This is a genomic window from Erythrobacter sp. (assembly GCF_040217515.1).
GTDB lineage: Bacteria > Pseudomonadota > Alphaproteobacteria > Sphingomonadales > Sphingomonadaceae > Erythrobacter.
In genome coordinates, this window is record NZ_JAVJPT010000003.1 from 368857 (window position 1) to 385840 (window position 16984).

Consider the following 16984-nt stretch of genomic DNA (forward strand, 5'->3'; position numbering starts at 1 on the left):
GATGCATCTCTTTTTCTACGGTGTGCTGCGCGAAGGCGTGGGCGACTGGCCTTTTCTTGCTGGCCTCGGCCTTGGTTCCGAGGCCAGCGTTGCGGGCGCGCTTTTCGCGATCCCCGATGCGGGCGGCTGGTATCCCGCGCTGGTGCTGACGCGTGCGGGACACGCCACCAATGTGGTCGGCACTCTGCACGAGGCGGGCGATGTCGATATCGGCGTGCTCGATGCCTTCGAGGGGCCGCAATATCAACGCATGGCCGTGCCGGTCGATGGCTGGGAAGCGGGCGGGAGCGAGGCTCAGGCCTATGTCTGGACCGGCGACCTGCCCGAGGGCGCGGAGCCGATCGCGCATGGCGATTTCGTCCGCTGGCTGGCGGAGACGGGGCGGAGCGCCTATTCGGGCAGCTGAGGCCGCTCGCCATAGCGGTTGGGCGCGGCCTCGCCCTTGAGCGCGAGGACGAGGCCGAGCGCGATGAGCGAAAGATTATAGAGCGCGTTGAGCGCGAAACCGCCGAGGAACAGGCCCGGACCGGGCTCTGCCGAACGATCGGCCGCGCCGAACAGCTCGAACATCACCGCGAAGGCGGCGCAGAACAGCAGGGCCGGAACCGCGCCGAGCCAGCCGGGTCGGCCAAGATCGTGCAGCCGTCGCGCGACTGCGGCCGCGTGGAGCGCGATGAAGACGAGGCCGATGGCGAGCATCGGGAGGAGGAAATCGCCCATGTCCGGCATGAGGCCCGGCGGCGCCTCGTCGAAGCGGACCGAAACCGAGCCCGGCCCGCGCATCACTGTCACCTTGTCGGGATTGGCCTCGGCATAGGCCGCGATCGCCTCGAAACTGCCGGACAGCAGGACCGCGAAGACGACCGCCACTGCGACGAAGGTTCCGGCGAGATTGAGAAGCGCGAAAGGCCAGAACAGTTCGCGACGGTCGCGGCCCGAAAAATCTGTGAGGCGGCTCCAGCAATGTTGCAGGGAACGGGTGGTAAGTCGGACGGTTTCCATGGGTCCGAGCGTGCCTGCCGCGCCAAGCCGATGCAAGCGAGCGTAAGGGGGCTTTCCTACCGCGCGGGCGCGCGTCATGCTCCGCCCCGGGCCTTCCCGGCGCGCCGCGATGCAAAAGTCGCTGTGCACCGGACCACCGCGTATGATCGGCGCGAACTATCGCCCCCGAATCGCTTGCAAACCTGCACGAAAACGCTATGTGGCGCACCTTCGCCGACACAGATTATAGGGTTCGGCCTGGCCACAAGGGCTGCCAGGGCTGATCCGATGTGTCTCTCACATGAGGAGATGAAAATGCCCAAGATGAAGACCAAGAGCGGTGTGAAAAAACGCTTCAAGCTCACCGCGACCGGCAAGGTCAAGCACGGTGTCGCCGGCAAGCGCCACCGCCTGATCAGCCACAATGCGAAGTATATCCGCCAGAACCGCGGGACCAAGCTGCTCTCCGAGGCCGACACCAAGACGGTCAAGAAGTGGGCGCCCTACGGGCTCGATTGACCGCGAACTAAGGAGATAGAGATATGCCTCGTATCAAACGCGGCGTGACCACGCGCGCCAAGCATAAGCGGATCCTCGACCAGGCCAAGGGCTATCGCGGTCGCCGCAAGAACACCATCCGCGTCGCCCGCCAGGCGGTCGAGAAGGCCGGCCAGTACGCCTATCGCGACCGCAAGGTAAAGAAGCGCAATTTCCGCGCCCTGTGGATCCAGCGCATCAACGCCGCCGTGCGCGCCGAAGGGCTCACCTATTCGCAGTTCATGCACGGCGTGAAGCTCGCCGGCATCGAGCTCGATCGCAAGGTGATGGCCGACCTCGCCATGAACGAGGAAGCCGCCTTCAAGGCGATCATCGCCCAGGCCAAGGACGCGCTGCCCGCCTGACGCGCCGCGGGTCGCAAGAGAAATCGCCAGGACCCCGTCCGGCCCCGCACCAGTCGGGTCGGCGGGGCCTTGCCGTTTACCCGCAACGCGCGGCGACGCGCCACCTTGTCGAATCCCCTCGACTGCGCCAATGAAAGCGCATGGGGGAAATAGAATTCGTCCGCGAACCGGCTGGCGCAAGCGCGCGCAGGGCACCGCTCGTCCGCAGCCGCTTCCACCCCCCGCCGGGCCGTTTCGACGGCTGCTTCACCACTTTCTACCACCTCGATCTCGAGACAAGGGCCGGCGGCCAGGTCGAGGATTACCTGCAGCCGGAATGGGCCAATATCCGCTTCTTCGCGGGCGCGCGGCCCTTTGCCGAGATCGGATCGTCGCGCATCGACGGCCCGCGCTTTTCCGCCACGGGCCCGAGTTCGCGCCCCTGCCGTTTCCGCCTGGGCACATCGCGCATGTGGGGAATCGGCTTCCTGCCCGTCGGCTGGGCGCGCTTCGTCGAGGCGGAAGCCTACGACCTTGCCAATGTCGTGTGCGACGGGGAGGCCCATCCCGCCTTCGCCCGTTTCGCCCCGCTGTGCGAAACCTTGTGCGATCCCGAAGCGAGCCTCGATGAACAATATGCCGCGATCCTCGGCTGGATGGACGCCCTGATGCGGTCCAATCGCGACGAACCCAAGATCGTGCGAGTCCACGAAGCGCTGGTTTCGGGCGCATGCGCGTCGGTCGCCGACATCGCTGAGGCGAGCGGCATGAGCATCCGCACGCTCGAACGCGTATGTCGGCGGTATTTCGGTTTCACGCCCAAGCTGTTGATGCGCCGCCAGCGCTTCATGCGCAGCCTTTCGGCCTTCATGCTGCGCGACGGCTCGCGCTGGACCGAGGCGATGGACGGCCACTATCACGACCAGGCCCAGTTCACCCGCGAGTTCCGCGAGTTCATGACCATGAATCCGAGCGATTACGCCGCGCTCGATCACCCGATCCTGTCCGCCTTCATGGAGGCCCGTGCAAAGGCCTGGGGCAGCGCGGCGCAGACGCTCGACCGGCCCGCGCGGTGACCGGCCGAGACGCCTTCGGGCGCTGATTTATCGCAGGTTCTCTACCGACACCCAGCCACGCGTGCCGTAGTTGTCGGTGACTTCGATGAACAGCCCTTCGCGCTGGCCGGTCAGCGCGAGTTCGGTTCCCTGCCGCAAGGAGCGTACGACCCCGGCATCGGATGCGGGCGCATCGCGCAACACCGCATCGACCGCGACCACCGCATCGGGTTCTTCCTCGGCCGGAGCAGCGGCGGCGATTTCGGGCGCGGCGGCCATCAGTTCGCGCTGGCCGACGAGCTGGTTGAAGGCGAGGACGTAGGCCTCGGTCAGCATCCTGCCGCGCTTGGAGCGCCTGTAGCCCGCCGCGTCCGCTGCACCCGATGCCCAGCCATAGGCGGAGTTGCCGAATTCGATCGTCGATTTCTTGACGACTCCCTGTCCCGCAGCGACTGTAAGGCCGTTGGCCGGGCTCACGACCCTGAGGCCTGCTGCGACCGTGCGCTTCTTGCCGCCCAGGCCTCCGAACAGGCCGAGGATGGCGCCGCCTCCCGGCACGCCTCCGAGGATCGATCCAGCGGCCCCGCTGCGCAGGAGCGCCTCGGTCGCCGCACCCTTGGCGAGCTCCATCCCCTCGTCGACTTCCTCCTTGCTGCCGGCGATCGCGGTGACGAGAAAGCGTGCGGGAACCGAGTCGTTCGGATCGTCGATCTCGAAACAGCCCGATTCGAGCGCGAGCGCATTGAGCAGTGCGCGAGGCGAACCGAGCTTCCATTCCTGCCACCCGGCCTGATCCCCGTCGATCAGGGCAATCGTGCCCATGCTCTCGTCACACCGGGCGAGCTGCGGTTCGTCGTCGTCGTCGCGGGCCAGAGCCTGGCTCGAAAAACTCGTGAGGATAGCCGCGCAAGCGGCTGCGGCGATCAATTTACCTTTGTAATTCATCCTTTCCCCCTTTGCTGTGGTGTCAGAATGATTACGCTTGATCCTGCGGAAAACGTTGTAAGAATGCGACCGGCGCGTACCGATCGACGGGGGAAGGGGGTTCGGCAGGCGTGGCACAGACAAGAATAGGGCCGGGTATCGTGGTGCGCTTCGCCCTGCCGCGCGAAGAACTACGCCCTTATGTGACGACCTATTATTACGCCGAGGCCCGCTGTTCCGAGCGCGAGCCGGTGATCGAGGATTATCTCCATCCCGAATGGCCCAACATGCGCTTTATCCGGACCGCGCGGTGCGAATGCGCGATCGGTACCGAGGCGCTGCGCCCGGTGCCGACCTTCGCCGCGACCGGACCGACCAGTCGGCCGGCACGTTTTGCGATCGGTTCGGGCCAGATGTGGGGAATCGGGCTGATGCCGCTGGGCTGGGCGGCTTTGGTAGAGGGCGAGGCCGGCGATTATGTCGACCGGTTCGTCGACGGGCTGGCCGACCCGGCATTCGCCGCCTTCCATTCGCTCGCCCGCGCGCTCGACGAGGGGGAAGCGGGCTACGATGCGGGTCTCGCGATCATAGAGCAGCACATGGACCGCATTTTCGCGGCGGGCGATCCCGCGCGCACGGTTGAAAGCGGTCCGATCCGCGCGATCAATGCAGCGCTGGTCGAGCCCGACCTCGCCACCGTGGCCGAACTGGCAGAGCGAGTCGGCATGACCGTGCGTTCGCTCGAACGGCTGACGCGGCGCGCTTTCGGCTTCACCCCCAAGCTGCTGATGCGTCGCCAGCGTTTCCTGCGCAGCCTTGCGCAATTCATGCTGGACCCCTCGCTCAAATGGCTCGAGGCGCTCGATTGCCAATATCACGACCAGGCCCATTTCGTGCGCGACTTCAAGCGGTTCATGGGGATGAATCCGAGCGATTACACCAGGCTCGACAAGCCCTTCCTCGTCGCTGCGGCGCGGGCCCGGATGGAGATCGCGGGACAGGCGGTGCAGGGGCTCCACCGCCCCCAAGGCGCATCCTAAGGGCGAAAGCGTCGCCGAACATGCAGCGCCGACCCAAAGGCGCTTTGCATGGCGGGCGATTTGTCGCTAGCGGACCCGCTTCCCCTCAACCAAACCGCCGGCCGAACCCGAAACCATGACCGACCTCGATACCCGCAAGGACGAAGCGCTCTCCGCGATCGCCGCGGCAAGCGACCTCGCCCAGCTCGACGAGCAGCGCGTCGCCGCGCTCGGCAAGAAGGGCTGGGTTAGCCTTGAACTCAAGAGCCTCGGGACAATGAGCCCGGACGAGCGCCAGCAGGCCGCCCCCGCGATCCAGGCGGTGCGCGCTGAAATCGCGGATGCGATCGCGGCGAAGAAAGCGTCGCTCGAAGCGGCCGCGCTCGAGTCGCAGCTGGCGAGCGAGACGATCGATCTCACCCTTCCCGCGCCCGAAACCCCGCGCGGCAGCATCCATCCGGTCAGCCAGGTGATGGACGAACTCGCGGAGATCTTCGCCGATCTGGGGTTTGCGGTCGCGACGGGGCCGGAAATCGAGGACGACTGGCACAATTTCACCGCGCTCAACATGGATGAAAGCCATCCCGCGCGCGCGATGCACGATACGTTCTATTTCCCGGACGCGGCGCCCGATGGGGGCCCGGCCTCGAGCAGCGAAGCGGTAGGCCAGACTGGACGCATGCTGCTGCGGACCCACACTTCTCCGGTACAGATCCGCTCGATGATGCAGCAGGGCGCGCCGGTGCGCCTCATCGCGCCGGGCCGGGTCTATCGTTCGGACAGCGACGCCACTCACACGCCGATGTTCCACCAGGTCGAAGGGCTGGTAATCGACCGGGATATCCATCTCGGCCACCTGAAATGGACGCTTGAGACATTCTTCAGGGCCTTTTTCGAGCGCGAGGACATCGTCCTGCGCCTGCGTCCGAGCTATTTCCCCTTCACCGAACCCAGCGTCGAGGTCGATGTCGGCTATTCCAACGAAGGGGGTCGCCGCGTGGTCGGCGGGCATGGCGACGAAGAAGGCCATGACTGGATGGAGCTGGGCGGCAGCGGCATGGTGAACCCGCGGGTGCTCGAATTCGCGGGCGTCGATCCGGGCGAGTGGCAGGGCTTTGCCTTCGGCCTCGGGATCGACCGGATCGCCATGCTGAAATACGGCATGAACGACCTGCGCGCCTTTTTCGACGGGGACCCGCGCTGGCTGAGGCATTACGGCTTTTCGCCGTTCGACCAGCCGACGCTTTCGGCGGGCGTGGGAGTGCGGCCATGAAGTTCTCGCTCACCTGGCTCAAGGACCATCTCGAAACCGACGCGACGCTGGCCGAGATCACCGAGGCGCTGAACGCGATCGGGCTGGAAGTCGAAGGGGTCGAGGACCCGTCCGAAACGCTTGCCGGTTTCCGAGTGGCGCATGTCCTCACCGCCGAAAAGCATCCCGATGCGGACAAGCTGCAGGTGCTCACCGTCGATGCGGGCGAGGACGTCAATGGCGGCAAGCCGCTGCAGGTCGTGTGCGGCGCGCCCAATGCGCGCGCCGGGATGAAGGGTGTGCTGGGGCTGCCAGGTGCGGTCGTGCCCTCGAACGGCATGGAATTGCGCAAGGCCGCGATCCGCGGGGTCGAATCGACCGGCATGATGTGCTCGGTGCGGGAACTTGACCTCGGGGAATCGCACGAGGGCATCCTCGAACTGCCCGATGACGCGACCACCGGGCATCCTTTCGCAGACTATCAGGGCTCCTCGCCGATCATCGAGGTCGCAGTGACGCCGAACCGGCCCGATTGCATGGGCGTTTACGGCATTGCGCGCGATCTCGCGGCAGCGGGACTGGGGACGCTCAAGCCGATTGCGATCCCGGGTTTCACGGCTTCGGGCGAATGCCCCGTCGAGATCCGCACCGACGACCCGGATGGCTGCCCCGCTTTCTACGGCCGTGTCGTCAGGGGCGTCAGGAACGGACCTTCGCCCGACTGGCTGCAGCAGCGTCTCAAGAGCGCGGGCCAGCGCCCGATCTCGTTGCTGGTGGACCTGACGAACTATCTCATGCTCGCCTATGGTCGGCCCGCGCACGCTTATGACTGCGCCAAGCTGCACGGCGCGGTCCATGCGCGGCGGGCAAAGCCGGGCGAACAGGTTCTGGCGCTCAACGAGAAGACCTATACGCTCGATGACACCATGGTGGTGATCGCGGACGAGCGCGAAGTACACGACATCGCCGGGATCATGGGCGGCGAGAATTCGGGCGTGTCGGACGATACCACCGACCTGCTGCTTGAAATCGCCTATTTCGACCCCGCGCGCATCGGCGTGACGGGGCGCAAGCTCGGCCTTGCTTCCGATGCGCGCACGCGGTTCGAGCGCGGAGTCGACCCGGACTTTCTCGATACGGGACTCGACCTGCTCACGGGGCTGATCGTCGAACTGGCCGGTGGAACCCCGAGCGAAGTCGTGCGCGCCGGATCGCCCCCCGCCCAGCCCAAGGTCATCGTTTTCGACACCGGGCTAACGAAGCGCCTTGGCGGGGTCGACGTGCCCGAGGACGAACAGAAGCGTATTCTCGAAAGCCTCGATTTCAGCATCAACATGGATTGGCACGTCACCTGCCCCCTGCGTCGGCACGACATCGAAGGTCCGGCCGATCTCGTCGAGGAAATCGTGCGCATCCACGGCCTCGACAAGGTGGAAAGCGTTGCCCTGCCGCGCGTGGAAGGCGTCGCCCGCCCGACCGCCACGCCGCAGCAGGTGATGGAGCGCCGCATGCGCCGCGCCGCTGCTGCAAGCGGGCTGCACGAGGCGGTGACCTGGTCCTTCCTTCCCGCAGCGGAAGCCGCGCATTTCGCCCCCCAGGGCGAGACGCTCTGGACGCTCGAAAACCCGATCAGCGAAGATCTGAAGGTGATGCGTCCCTCGCTCCTGCCCGGCCTGTTGATGGCGGCAAAGCGCAATGCCGATCGCGGCGCGGCGGCGACCCGGCTGTTCGAACTCGGGCGGCGCTATTTCCGGGCGAAGGACGGAGCCAGCGACGAGCGGTCTACGCTCGGGGTGTTGCTGGCGGGCGAAAAGGCCCCCCGCGGTTGGGCCACCGGAAAGGCCGCGCTGTTCGATGCCTACGATGCCAAGGCCACCGCTCTGGCGCTGCTCGAGGCGGCAGGTGCGCCGACCGGGAATCTCATGGTGATGGGAGAAGCGGGGGCCCAGTTTCACCCGGGCCAGTCGGCGACGTTAAGGTTGGGTCCGAAGAACGTTCTCGCGCGGTTCGGGATGCTCCATCCGGCGACGCTCAAGGCGTTCGATCTCGACGGACCGGTCGCTGCGGCCGAGCTGTTCCTCGATGCGATTCCTGAAAAAAGGGGGGCCAAAGGCCCGGTCAGCTTCGCGCGCGCCAGCTTCACCCCGCCCGAATTGCAGGCGGTGACGCGCGACTTCGCTTTCCTCGTGCCCGAACCGCTCGCGGCGGGCGACCTGCTTCGCGCGGTGCAGGGAGCGGACAAGACCAATATCGTCGCCGCGCGCGTGTTCGACCTGTTCACCGGCGAAGGTGTGCCGGAGGGCAAGAAATCGCTCGCGATCGAGGTGACGCTCCAGCCGACCGAGAAAAGCTACAAGGATGCCGAGATCAAGGAAATCGCGGACAGGATCGTAGCGGCGGCGGCGAAGCTGGGAGCCGAACTGAGGGGCTAGGACGCGGCGGAGGCGCTATCGCCGCTCATCCCCCTTCCTCCCGTCAGCCTCTTTGTGTCTTGTGCGATTTCCTCCCCGAGCGTGGCCATCGGGCTTCTCATTCGGTCGAAATGGCCGTCGGCATCGCGCGCTTCCTGCGCCATCGCGGGCAATCCCAGCCCCAGCGCGGCGAGCACTGTGGCCGCAGTCACCAGGTCCGTGCGCATCCGTCGTCTCCCACCCTTGCAGTCCTTGCCTTCTCGGCTGTGGACGCGGCGGCCATAGCAGCTTATCGGCCCGGCGATGACCGCAAATTCGCGCCGCACCTTCGCCATCATCTCGCACCCTGATGCAGGGAAAACGACGCTCACCGAAAAACTGCTGCTGCAGGGCGGCGCGATCCATCTCGCCGGTCAGGTCAAGGCCCGCGGACAGGCGCGGCGCGCGCGGTCCGACTGGATGAAGATCGAACAGCAGCGCGGCATTTCGGTCACCTCATCGGTGATGACCTTCGAAAAGGATTATGGCGGCGAGACAATCACGTTCAACCTGCTCGACACGCCGGGGCACGAGGATTTTTCCGAAGACACCTATCGCACGCTGACTGCGGTCGATTCTGCCGTCATGGTCATCGACGCGGCGAAGGGGATCGAGCCGCAGACGCGTAAGCTGTTCGAGGTCTGCCGCCTGCGCAGCGTGCCGATCATCACCTTCGTCAACAAGGTCGACCGAGAGGGCCGCGACCCGTTCGAGACGCTGGACGAAGTGGCCGACATGCTCGCGCTCGATGTGTCGCCGCAGAGCTGGCCGATCGGCATGGGCGGGCAGTTTACCGGCATTCTCGATTTCGCCAGCGGCGCGGTGTGCCGGCCGGAAGGCCCGTCCAAGGAATTCCTCGGCAAGCGCGAGGAAAACCCGGAGATCCCCGAAAACTATGCCGAGGAAGCCGAACTCGCCCAGGTCGGCTATCCCGAATTCGACGCGGAAGCCTATCGCAATGGCGATCTCACCCCGGTCTATTTCGGCAGCGCGCTCAAGAATTTCGGCGTCACCGAATTGATCGACGCGATCGCCGCCCATGCCCCGCCCCCGCGTCCGCAGCCTGCGGGCGACAGCGAGATCGCGCCCGACAGGGGCGAGGTCACCGGCTTCATCTTCAAGGTTCAGGCCAACATGGACCCCAATCACCGCGACCGCATCGCCTTCATGCGGCAGGTGTCGGGCACGTTCAAACGCGGCATGAAGCTGACGCCCTCGGGGCTGGGCAAGCCGATTTCGGTCCATTCGCCGATCCTGTTCTTCGCACAGGACCGCGAACTGGCCGATACGGCGGAGGCAGGCGACATCATCGGCATTCCGAACCATGGCACGCTGAGGGTGGGCGATACGCTTTCCGAAAAGAACGAAGTCCGCTTCACCGGCCTGCCCAACTTCGCGCCGGAAATCCTGCGCCGGGTACAGCTCAAGGACCCGACGAAGACCAAGCAATTGCGCAAGGCATTGGACGACCTTTCCGAAGAGGGCGTGATCCAGGTTTTCTATCCCGAGATCGGCGCTAATCACATAATCGGCGTGGTCGGCCAGCTCCAGCTGGAAGTGTTCGTCGACCGGCTTTCGGTCGAATACAAGGTCGAGGCCGCATTGGAGCCCGCGCCTTTCGCAACGGCGCGCTGGCTCAGGGGCGAGCCGCGCGCGATGGACGAATTCGAGAAATTCAATCGCGCCAATCTCGCCCGTGATCGCGATGGCGATCTTGTCTTCATGGCGAAAAGCCCGTGGGACGTGAACTACCAGGTCGAAAAGAACCCGGACTTGACCTTCTCCGCGACCAAGGAGCGGTAACGCGGCTTTCCCCCGGTTGCGGGCCGCGTGTATTCGCGGCATGGCGGCGGCATGAATGGAACAGGGCCCACCTCGCAGACCTTCATCTCGCAGCGCCTTCGCCTCAATTACGAGGATTGGGGGAGCGGCGGGCGCGGCGACAAGCCGACGCTGGTGCTCGTTCACGGCGGGCGCGACCATGCGCGCAGCTGGGACTGGACGGCGGAAGCGCTGGCCGGGGATTACCGCGTCGTCGCGATGGATCACCGCGGCCACGGCGACAGCGACTGGGTGTCGGACGGGAATTACTCCGCCGGGGACATGGTCTATGACCTTGCGCAGCTGATCCACCAGCTCGGCACCGGACCGGTTGCGATCGTGTCGCATTCGATGGGCGGCAATGTTGCGCTGCGCTATGCCGGGACCTTCCCCGAAATGGTCACGAAACTGGTCGCGATCGAAGGGCTCGGCCCCTCGCCTGAATGGCGCGACAAGCAGCGCGCCACCCCCTATCCCGAACGCCTCGCCGAATGGATCGAGAAGAAACGCAAGGCCGCCGGCCGCATCCCGCGCCGCTATGACAGCATCGAGGCGGCCTTTGCCCGGATGATCGAGGAGAATTCCTATCTCACCGAGGAACAGGCGCGCCACCTGACGATCCACGGGGTCAACCGCAACGAGGACGGGACCTATAGCTGGAAGTTCGACCCCCATCTCAATGTCTGGGGCATCGAGGATGTCGCCGATGAATTCCTCGAGCAGACCTGGGCGGCGATCAAATGCCCGACCCTGCTGCTCTACGGGGCGGACAGCTGGGCTTCCAACCCGGAGAAGGACGGACGCATCAGGCATTTCAACACGGCGCGTGTGTTCGAGTTCGAACAGGCCGGCCACTGGCTTCACCACGACCAGTTCGACCGTTTCATCGACACTGTCCGCGATTTCCTTAAGGACTAGGGGAGACAATCATGGCCGACTTCTTCGACGCGCTTGAGGCGAAGCACATTGCCATGATCGAGAAGCAGCCGGTCTTCTTCGTCGCGACCGCGGCGCGCGAGGGACGGATCAATCTCAGCCCCAAGGGCTATGACGCCTTCCGGGTCCTTTCGCCCACGCGGGTCGCCTATCTTGACCTCGGCGGGTCGGGCAACGAGACGCACGCGCATCTCGTCGCAAGGCAGGAGGATGCGGGCCGCATCACTGTGATGTTCTGCAATTTCCAGCAGCCCGCGCTGATACTGCGAATTTACGGCCGCGGCGTTCCGGTCCTTCCCCAGGACGAAGGATGGGAGGATTTGGCAGCGCATTTCGACCTGCTCCCGGGCACGCGCCAGATCTTCGACATCGCAGTGGAGAGCGTCCAGACGAGCTGCGGCTGGGGCGTGCCCTTCATGACGCTCGAAGGCGAACGCGAGACGCTCAAGAAGGCGCATCGCCAGACCGATCCGGAGGCATGGACCGCCAAGGCCGCGCGCCGAACGGTGAGCATCGATGGTCTCCCGACCCGCGCGACCGATCGTTTCATCGCGGGCAATTGAAGACGGTATAATTGTGCGCCTCCCCGCCCGCTTGCGCAAATCCTGACCGGGCATTGCCTAAATTGTGACCAATAGGTTAAATCTTGTGCATGCGCGTTGTTGCGCACGCGAACAACTCCTGCGGATTCCTCCCGTTTCGCCCTGGAGATGGGATTGGCACGGCTTTTGCTGACCGGAATGTGACCGGAAACATCCGGGAAACAACAGGGGTCAGGCATGAAATTCATCATCGCCGTCATTAAGCCGTTCAAGCTCGACGAAGTGCGCGAAGCGCTCGGGGCCATCGGTGTCGCGGGAATGACCGTTTCCGAGGTCAAGGGGTTCGGCCGCCAGAAAGGCCAGACCGAAGTTTACCGCGGCGCGGAATATTCCACCAACATGCTGCCCAAGGTCAAACTCGAGATCGCAGCCAGCGACGAAGTCGCCCAGCAGGTCGTCGAGACAATTCAGCAGACCGCCAACACCGAAGCGATCGGGGACGGAAAGATCTTCGTCCTCGATCTGGCCTCGGCGACCCGGATCCGCACCGGCGAAACCGGGGAGACGGCACTGTGACGAAGGGGGCAGGCATCATGACACGATACATTTTCAAGGCGAGCGCCCTTTGTGCGGGCTCGCTCTCCATCGCCCAACCCGCTTTCGCGGCTGCGCCCGGCGCTGATGCGGTATCGGGGGGCACGGCTTACATTCTCAACACGCTGCTGTTCATGATCGGCGGGTTCCTGGTGATGTGGATGGCGGCGGGCTTCGCAATGCTCGAGGCCGGTCTGGTGCGCTCCAAGAACACGTCGACCCAGTGTCTCAAGAATATCGGGCTTTATTCGATCGCGGGCCTGATGTTCTGGGTCATCGGATACAACATCGCTTATCCAGGCGATTTCAACGGCTATGTCGGCGGCTTCACCGGTCCTTACTGGATGCAGGATGTGGGTGCGGCGGACCTCGGGACAGGTTATTCGGTCGCCTCCGACTGGTTCTTCCAGATGGTGTTCTGTGCGACGACCGCCTCCATCGTTTCCGGCACCGTCGCCGAGCGCGTGAAGCTTGTGCCGTTCTTTATATTTGTCACCGTCCTGACCGGCGTGATCTACCCGATCGTGGTGAGCTGGGAGTGGGGGGCGGGCTTTCTCGACGCGATGGGCTTCTCCGATTTCGCCGGATCGACGCTGGTCCATTCGACCGGCGGCTGGGCCGCGCTCGTCGGTGCGATCATCGTCGGGGCGCGAACCGGGCGCTACGGCGCGGATGGAAGGGTGAATGTCTTTCCCGGCTCGAACATCCCGCTCGCGACCCTCGGCACTTTCATTCTCTGGCTTGGCTGGTTCGGTTTCAACGGCGCCTCGCAGCTTGCCATGGGCACCGTCGGCGATGTCTCCGACGTTTCCAAGATCTTCGTGAACACCAACATGGCCGCAGCCGGCGGTGTGGTGACGTCCATCATCCTCACGCAACTGCGCTACAAGAAGGCCGATGTGACGATGGCCTTGAACGGCGCGCTGGCGGGTCTCGTGTCGATCACCGCGGAGCCGCTGACGCCTAATGTCGGGTCATCCATTCTGATCGGCGCGATCGGCGGGGCGATCGTGGTCTACACGGTGCCGCTGCTCGACAAGCTCAAGATCGACGACGTAGTCGGCGCTATCCCGGTGCACCTGTTTGCGGGGATCTGGGGTACGCTTGCCGTGGCGTTCAACACCCAGTCCGAAGTCGACGGCGTCACGCTTTCGATCGCCGAGCAGCTCGGCGTGCAGGCGATCGGCGTGGCGGCGACCGGCGTCTTCGTGGGCATCGCATCGGCGATTATCTGGTTCGCCCTGCAGGTCACCTTGGGTGTCCGGCCGAGCGAGGAGACCGAACTCTCCGGCCTCGATATCGCCGAGATCGGGGTGGAGGCCTATCCGGAATTTGCTCGAACTGCCTGATTTTTAACAGCTTGGCGGGGGAGGTTTCCTCTCCTCTCTCCCTTCCCCGCCTCCCCTCGTTCCTCCTGCGAACGACGACTGAAAAGGGCCGGATGCGGGTTTAACCGCTTCCGGCCCTCTTTTCATGCGCGATCAGGGATCGGTCAGGCGGCTTCGGCGGCCTTGATGAAATCGGCGCAGCGTTCCCCGATCATGATCGAGGGTGCGTTGGTGTTGCCGCTCACGATTTTCGGCATGATGCTCGCATCCGCGATCCATAGCCCTTCCAGCCCCTTGAGCCTGAGCGTCGGATCGACCACTGCGTCGTCGTCCGAGCCCATGCGGCAGGTGCCGACCGGGTGGTAGACCGTATCGGCGCGGTCGCGGATCAGCGCATCGAGAGCCGCGTCATCGTCGAGGTCGATCGGGTGGCGGTCGCGCGGCCCGAAATCGGTCAGCGGAGGAGCTTCGGCGATGCGGTGCGACAGGCGCACGCCCGCGCGCAGGACCGCCATGTCGCGCTCGTCGTCAAGGAAATTGGGGTCGATCACGGGAGCCGCCGCGCTGTCGCGTGAGCCGAGCCGCACGGTTCCCCGGCTTTCCGGGCGCAGCACGCAGGCATGGAGCGAAAACCCGTGTTCCTTGACCTTTTCGCGCCCATGGTCCTCCAGCACGGCGGGGACGAAGTGCCATTGCACGTCCGGCGCCGGGCTGTCCGGCATCACCGTCCAGAACCCGCCCGCCTCGGCATAGCAGGTCGTCATCGCACCGGTCCGCTTGCGGCGGTGTTCGACCATAGCGCCGAGCATCTTGAGCGTCCCCTTTAGGCTACCGCCCAGCGGCACGTCGCTTTCCGTCTCCCAGCCGGAGACATAGTCGATATGGTCCTGCAGATTGGAGCCCACATCGGGGCGGTCGAGCACGACTTCGATCCCGTGCTGTTTAAGGTGCTGCGCCGGCCCGATCCCCGACAGCATCAGGATCTGCGGCGAATTGAACGCGCCCGCCGAAAGGATCACGCCGCGCCGCGCATATAGCATTTCCGAGCGACCGCCGCGTCTGACGCGCACGCCTGTCACGCGGCCACCCTCGATTTCGAGCCGGTCGACAAGGGTATTTGTGCGAACGGCGAAATTGCCCTGGTGGCGGATCGGCTCGACATAGCCGCGTGCCGCCGACCACCGCTCTCCGTTGCGCTGGGTGGTCTGGTACAGGCCGAAGCCATCCTGCCTCTCGCCGTTGAAATCGTCGTTCCTACGCAATTGCAGCGCGGCGGCGCTTTCGACGAAGGCTTCGGAAGTGGGATTGGGCGAGCCCTGGTCGGATACGAATAGCGGGCCGCCTGCGCCATGATAATCGCTCGCGCCTCGTTCGTTCGCTTCGGACCGGCGGAAATAGGGCAGCACGTCGTCATACGCCCAGCCGGTGCAGCCCAGTTCGGCCCAGTTGTCGTAATCCCATTTGTTGCCGCGGATATAGACCATCGCGTTGATCGCCGAGGACCCGCCGAGCCCGCGCCCGCGCGGCTGGTATCCGGTGCGACCATTCAGCCCCTTTTGCGGGACCGTTTCATAGCGGTAATTCGACGCCTGCGGGATGAAGGGCATGAAGCCCGGCGTCTTGACGAAGATATTGTCGTTGCGCCCGCCCGCTTCGAGCAGGCAGACGCGTCGCGTTCCGTCGACGGCAAGGCGTCCGGCAACCGCGCTGCCACCGCTGCCTCCACCGATCACGATGTAATCGAAAGTCTCCATGTTTTCTCCTCTGCGGAGAAAACTAAGCAGCTTCGCCTTGCTCCGCAATCGGGTTTCGGTTCGCCACTGGTTCAGTGAAAGTCGAAGACTGTCCGGACCGCGCGCGCCAGCGTTCGCGGATCATGTCGGAGGTCTCGCGGCTGCCGTCATGGCTCCAGCCGGGCTCGCGCAGGAGATAGGACAGCTTGTGCCGCCACGGTGCGCGAATAATGTCGCCGATCATGCCGATCCATTCGTGGAAGACGGCCCAGAGCAGGTTGAAACTGCCCAATTGCTTGATGATGCCATAGCGGACCGGCTCGTCGTCGCGTTCCGGCTCGAACGTGCCGAACAGCTTGTCCCAGACGATGAAGACACCGGCGTAATTGCGGTCGAGGTAGCGCGGATTGGTCGCATGGTGGACGCGGTGGTGCGAGGGCGTGTTCATCACCGCTTCGAACCAGCGTGGCATGCGGCCGACCGCCTCGGTGTGGATCCAGAACTGGTAAACGAGGTTGAACCCGCCGCAGATCGCGATCATCGCGGGATGGAAGCCGAGCAGGACGAGCGGGATCGCGAACAGGAATCCGAAGGTGAAGGCACCGGTCCAGCTCTGCCTGAGCGCGGTCGAAAGGTTGTAGTGCTGGCTCGAATGGTGGTTCACGTGGCTCGCCCACATCCAGCGGATGCGGTGGCCGGCGCGGTGGACCCAGTAATACTTGAGGTCGTCCAGCACGAAGCACAGCGGCCAGGCCCACCACACGGCCCACCATGCTTCTCCGAAATCGAAGACACGGTATTCGTAGGCCTCGATGAAGACATAGAGCGCGAAGCCGCCGAACAGCGCGCCCGCCATGGTCGAGCCCAGGCCAAAAGCGAGGCTGACCAGCGTGTCCTTCGGTTCATAGGCTTCGGGCCGTTTCAGCCGCGCCCAGATCATCTCGGCAAGGACCGCGATGACGAACAGCGGCACGGCATATTGGGTGGGCGAAAAATCGGGCATCACGCATGGCCCATAGCATCGCTTCGCGCCTGCCAGGAAGCCGCATTGTCAAGAGTGAGGCATACGACGCCGAAACGCCGCTCACCGCAATCGACTTCGAGAGTCTCGCCGTTACGGCGGACCCGGGCCTGCGACGTGAGCACGCGGCCCGCAAAGCGATTGCCGTGCCGCTTGATGAGCATGATTCTCGCTTCCGCGTCGCGTGCCAGCGCCGCTGAACCGTCGCGCGCCGCCGCCGTCTCGACCGCTTCGAAACCGTCGACGACTTCGCCCGCGGCGCGCCTTATGTCGGCGTGACTTTCCAGCTTGGATTCGCCGCCGAGCTTCATCAGCGCCGCCAGCCCCGCGAGCGCGAGGATGGCGACGAGCGAGCCCAACGTCTGAAGCAGGAGCGGGGGGATATCCATGGCCAAAATCTCGGCGGAGCGCTTGGCACGAGAGGCCTCCAGCGGCAAGCAGCGCGGC

18 protein-coding genes are annotated in these 16984 nt (G+C 64.9%); 12 read left to right on the plus strand and 6 right to left on the minus strand.

Annotation, left to right across the window (positions count from 1 at the left end; genetic code table 11):
- Position 1 precedes the first annotated feature (1 nt).
- The gene (locus tag RIB52_RS03425) at positions 2-406 is read left to right on the plus strand and encodes a gamma-glutamylcyclotransferase family protein (RefSeq protein ID WP_350172918.1); all 405 of its coding nucleotides are present in this window, start codon (positions 2-4) and stop codon (positions 404-406) included.
- Here RIB52_RS03425 and RIB52_RS03430 read toward each other — a convergent pair.
- A complete protein-coding gene (locus tag RIB52_RS03430; protein WP_350172920.1) occupies positions 391-1002 on the minus strand; it encodes a DUF805 domain-containing protein in 612 nt (203 codons plus the stop codon). The genes RIB52_RS03425 and RIB52_RS03430 overlap by 16 nt on opposite strands.
- Positions 1003-1296: 294 nt before the next feature.
- On the opposite strand from RIB52_RS03430, the gene rpmI reads away from it, so the two are divergent.
- The 3 genes from rpmI to RIB52_RS03445 all read left to right on the plus strand — a co-directional run bounded on the left by rpmI (position 1297) and on the right by RIB52_RS03445 (position 2938).
- Positions 1297-1500, plus strand: coding sequence for a 50S ribosomal protein L35 (rpmI, locus tag RIB52_RS03435; RefSeq protein WP_350172922.1), 204 nt, complete (start codon positions 1297-1299; stop codon positions 1498-1500).
- 23 nt (positions 1501-1523) lie between these two features.
- Positions 1524-1883, plus strand: a complete 360-nt coding sequence (rplT, locus tag RIB52_RS03440; protein ID WP_291134076.1) for a 50S ribosomal protein L20 — start codon at positions 1524-1526, stop codon at positions 1881-1883.
- 140 nt (positions 1884-2023) lie between these two features.
- Positions 2024-2938 carry a helix-turn-helix domain-containing protein gene (locus tag RIB52_RS03445; protein WP_350172924.1) on the plus strand — a complete coding sequence of 305 codons (915 nt, stop codon included), beginning with the start codon at positions 2024-2026 and terminating at the stop codon, positions 2936-2938.
- A 27-nt stretch (positions 2939-2965) separates the two neighbouring features.
- On the opposite strand, the gene RIB52_RS03450 is transcribed toward RIB52_RS03445, so the two are convergent.
- Positions 2966-3862, minus strand: a complete 897-nt coding sequence (locus RIB52_RS03450) for an SH3 domain-containing protein (protein ID WP_350172926.1) — start codon at positions 3860-3862, stop codon at positions 2966-2968.
- 110 nt (positions 3863-3972) lie between these two features.
- On the opposite strand from RIB52_RS03450, the gene RIB52_RS03455 reads away from it, so the two are divergent.
- The 3 genes from RIB52_RS03455 to pheT all read left to right on the plus strand — a co-directional run bounded on the left by RIB52_RS03455 (position 3973) and on the right by pheT (position 8544).
- Positions 3973-4881 carry a helix-turn-helix domain-containing protein gene (locus RIB52_RS03455; protein ID WP_350172928.1) on the plus strand — a complete coding sequence of 303 codons (909 nt, stop codon included), beginning with the start codon at positions 3973-3975 and terminating at the stop codon, positions 4879-4881.
- Positions 4882-4996: 115 nt separating this feature from the next.
- Complete coding sequence (pheS, locus tag RIB52_RS03460) at positions 4997-6133, plus strand: phenylalanine--tRNA ligase subunit alpha (protein WP_350172930.1); 1137 nt, start codon at positions 4997-4999, stop codon at positions 6131-6133.
- Entirely contained in the window at positions 6130-8544 is a 2415-nt protein-coding gene (gene pheT / locus RIB52_RS03465) for a phenylalanine--tRNA ligase subunit beta (RefSeq protein ID WP_350172932.1), read from the plus strand. The genes pheS and pheT overlap by 4 nt, the downstream gene beginning before the upstream one ends.
- Here pheT and RIB52_RS03470 read toward each other — a convergent pair.
- Positions 8541-8750, minus strand: coding sequence for a hypothetical protein (locus RIB52_RS03470; RefSeq protein ID WP_350172934.1), 210 nt, complete (start codon positions 8748-8750; stop codon positions 8541-8543). The genes pheT and RIB52_RS03470 overlap by 4 nt on opposite strands.
- Before the next feature lie 76 nt (positions 8751-8826).
- Here RIB52_RS03470 and RIB52_RS03475 point away from each other — a divergent pair, with 76 nt between their 5' ends.
- The 5 genes from RIB52_RS03475 to amt all read left to right on the plus strand — a co-directional run bounded on the left by RIB52_RS03475 (position 8827) and on the right by amt (position 13804).
- A complete protein-coding gene (locus RIB52_RS03475; RefSeq protein ID WP_350172936.1) occupies positions 8827-10365 on the plus strand; it encodes a peptide chain release factor 3 in 1539 nt (512 codons plus the stop codon).
- A gap of 51 nt (positions 10366-10416) precedes the next feature.
- Positions 10417-11301, plus strand: coding sequence for an alpha/beta fold hydrolase (locus RIB52_RS03480; protein WP_350172938.1), 885 nt, complete (start codon positions 10417-10419; stop codon positions 11299-11301).
- A gap of 11 nt (positions 11302-11312) precedes the next feature.
- Positions 11313-11882, plus strand: a complete 570-nt coding sequence (locus RIB52_RS03485) for a pyridoxamine 5'-phosphate oxidase family protein (RefSeq protein ID WP_350172940.1) — start codon at positions 11313-11315, stop codon at positions 11880-11882.
- Between the two features lie 216 nt (positions 11883-12098).
- Positions 12099-12437, plus strand: coding sequence for a P-II family nitrogen regulator (locus RIB52_RS03490; protein ID WP_350172942.1), 339 nt, complete (start codon positions 12099-12101; stop codon positions 12435-12437).
- A gap of 17 nt (positions 12438-12454) precedes the next feature.
- Positions 12455-13804: an ammonium transporter AmtB gene (gene amt, locus RIB52_RS03495; protein ID WP_350172944.1), complete on the plus strand. Its 1350-nt coding sequence runs from the start codon at positions 12455-12457 to the stop codon at positions 13802-13804.
- A 143-nt stretch (positions 13805-13947) separates the two neighbouring features.
- Here the strand turns inward: amt and RIB52_RS03500 are convergent, their stop codons facing one another.
- From RIB52_RS03500 to RIB52_RS03510, 3 genes are read right to left on the minus strand one after another with little or no spacing between them, the layout of a single operon-like run.
- Positions 13948-15537 (minus strand): GMC family oxidoreductase, encoded by a 1590-nt coding sequence (locus tag RIB52_RS03500; RefSeq protein WP_350172946.1) that lies wholly within the window; start codon positions 15535-15537, stop codon positions 13948-13950.
- Between the two features lie 22 nt (positions 15538-15559).
- Complete coding sequence (locus RIB52_RS03505; protein WP_350172948.1) at positions 15560-16519, minus strand: sterol desaturase family protein; 960 nt, start codon at positions 16517-16519, stop codon at positions 15560-15562.
- Complete coding sequence (locus tag RIB52_RS03510; RefSeq protein ID WP_350172950.1) at positions 16519-16926, minus strand: hypothetical protein; 408 nt, start codon at positions 16924-16926, stop codon at positions 16519-16521. The genes RIB52_RS03505 and RIB52_RS03510 overlap by 1 nt, the downstream gene beginning before the upstream one ends.
- Between the last annotated feature and the right edge of the window lie 58 nt (positions 16927-16984).

Coding starts and splice junctions, on each gene's coding strand:
- RIB52_RS03425 (WP_350172918.1), top strand. CDS start 2: ATGCATCTCTTTTTCTACGGTGTGCTGCGCGAAGGCGTGGGCGACTGG.
- RIB52_RS03430 (WP_350172920.1), bottom strand. CDS start 1,002: ATGGAAACCGTCCGACTTACCACCCGTTCCCTGCAACATTGCTGGAGC.
- rpmI (WP_350172922.1), top strand. CDS start 1,297: ATGCCCAAGATGAAGACCAAGAGCGGTGTGAAAAAACGCTTCAAGCTC.
- rplT (WP_291134076.1), top strand. CDS start 1,524: ATGCCTCGTATCAAACGCGGCGTGACCACGCGCGCCAAGCATAAGCGG.
- RIB52_RS03445 (WP_350172924.1), top strand. CDS start 2,024: ATGGGGGAAATAGAATTCGTCCGCGAACCGGCTGGCGCAAGCGCGCGC.
- RIB52_RS03450 (WP_350172926.1), bottom strand. CDS start 3,862: ATGAATTACAAAGGTAAATTGATCGCCGCAGCCGCTTGCGCGGCTATC.
- pheS (WP_350172930.1), top strand. CDS start 4,997: ATGACCGACCTCGATACCCGCAAGGACGAAGCGCTCTCCGCGATCGCC.
- pheT (WP_350172932.1), top strand. CDS start 6,130: ATGAAGTTCTCGCTCACCTGGCTCAAGGACCATCTCGAAACCGACGCG.
- RIB52_RS03470 (WP_350172934.1), bottom strand. CDS start 8,750: ATGCGCACGGACCTGGTGACTGCGGCCACAGTGCTCGCCGCGCTGGGG.
- RIB52_RS03475 (WP_350172936.1), top strand. CDS start 8,827: ATGACCGCAAATTCGCGCCGCACCTTCGCCATCATCTCGCACCCTGAT.
- RIB52_RS03480 (WP_350172938.1), top strand. CDS start 10,417: ATGAATGGAACAGGGCCCACCTCGCAGACCTTCATCTCGCAGCGCCTT.
- RIB52_RS03485 (WP_350172940.1), top strand. CDS start 11,313: ATGGCCGACTTCTTCGACGCGCTTGAGGCGAAGCACATTGCCATGATC.
- RIB52_RS03490 (WP_350172942.1), top strand. CDS start 12,099: ATGAAATTCATCATCGCCGTCATTAAGCCGTTCAAGCTCGACGAAGTG.
- amt (WP_350172944.1), top strand. CDS start 12,455: ATGACACGATACATTTTCAAGGCGAGCGCCCTTTGTGCGGGCTCGCTC.
- RIB52_RS03500 (WP_350172946.1), bottom strand. CDS start 15,537: ATGGAGACTTTCGATTACATCGTGATCGGTGGAGGCAGCGGTGGCAGC.
- RIB52_RS03505 (WP_350172948.1), bottom strand. CDS start 16,519: ATGCCCGATTTTTCGCCCACCCAATATGCCGTGCCGCTGTTCGTCATC.
- RIB52_RS03510 (WP_350172950.1), bottom strand. CDS start 16,926: ATGGATATCCCCCCGCTCCTGCTTCAGACGTTGGGCTCGCTCGTCGCC.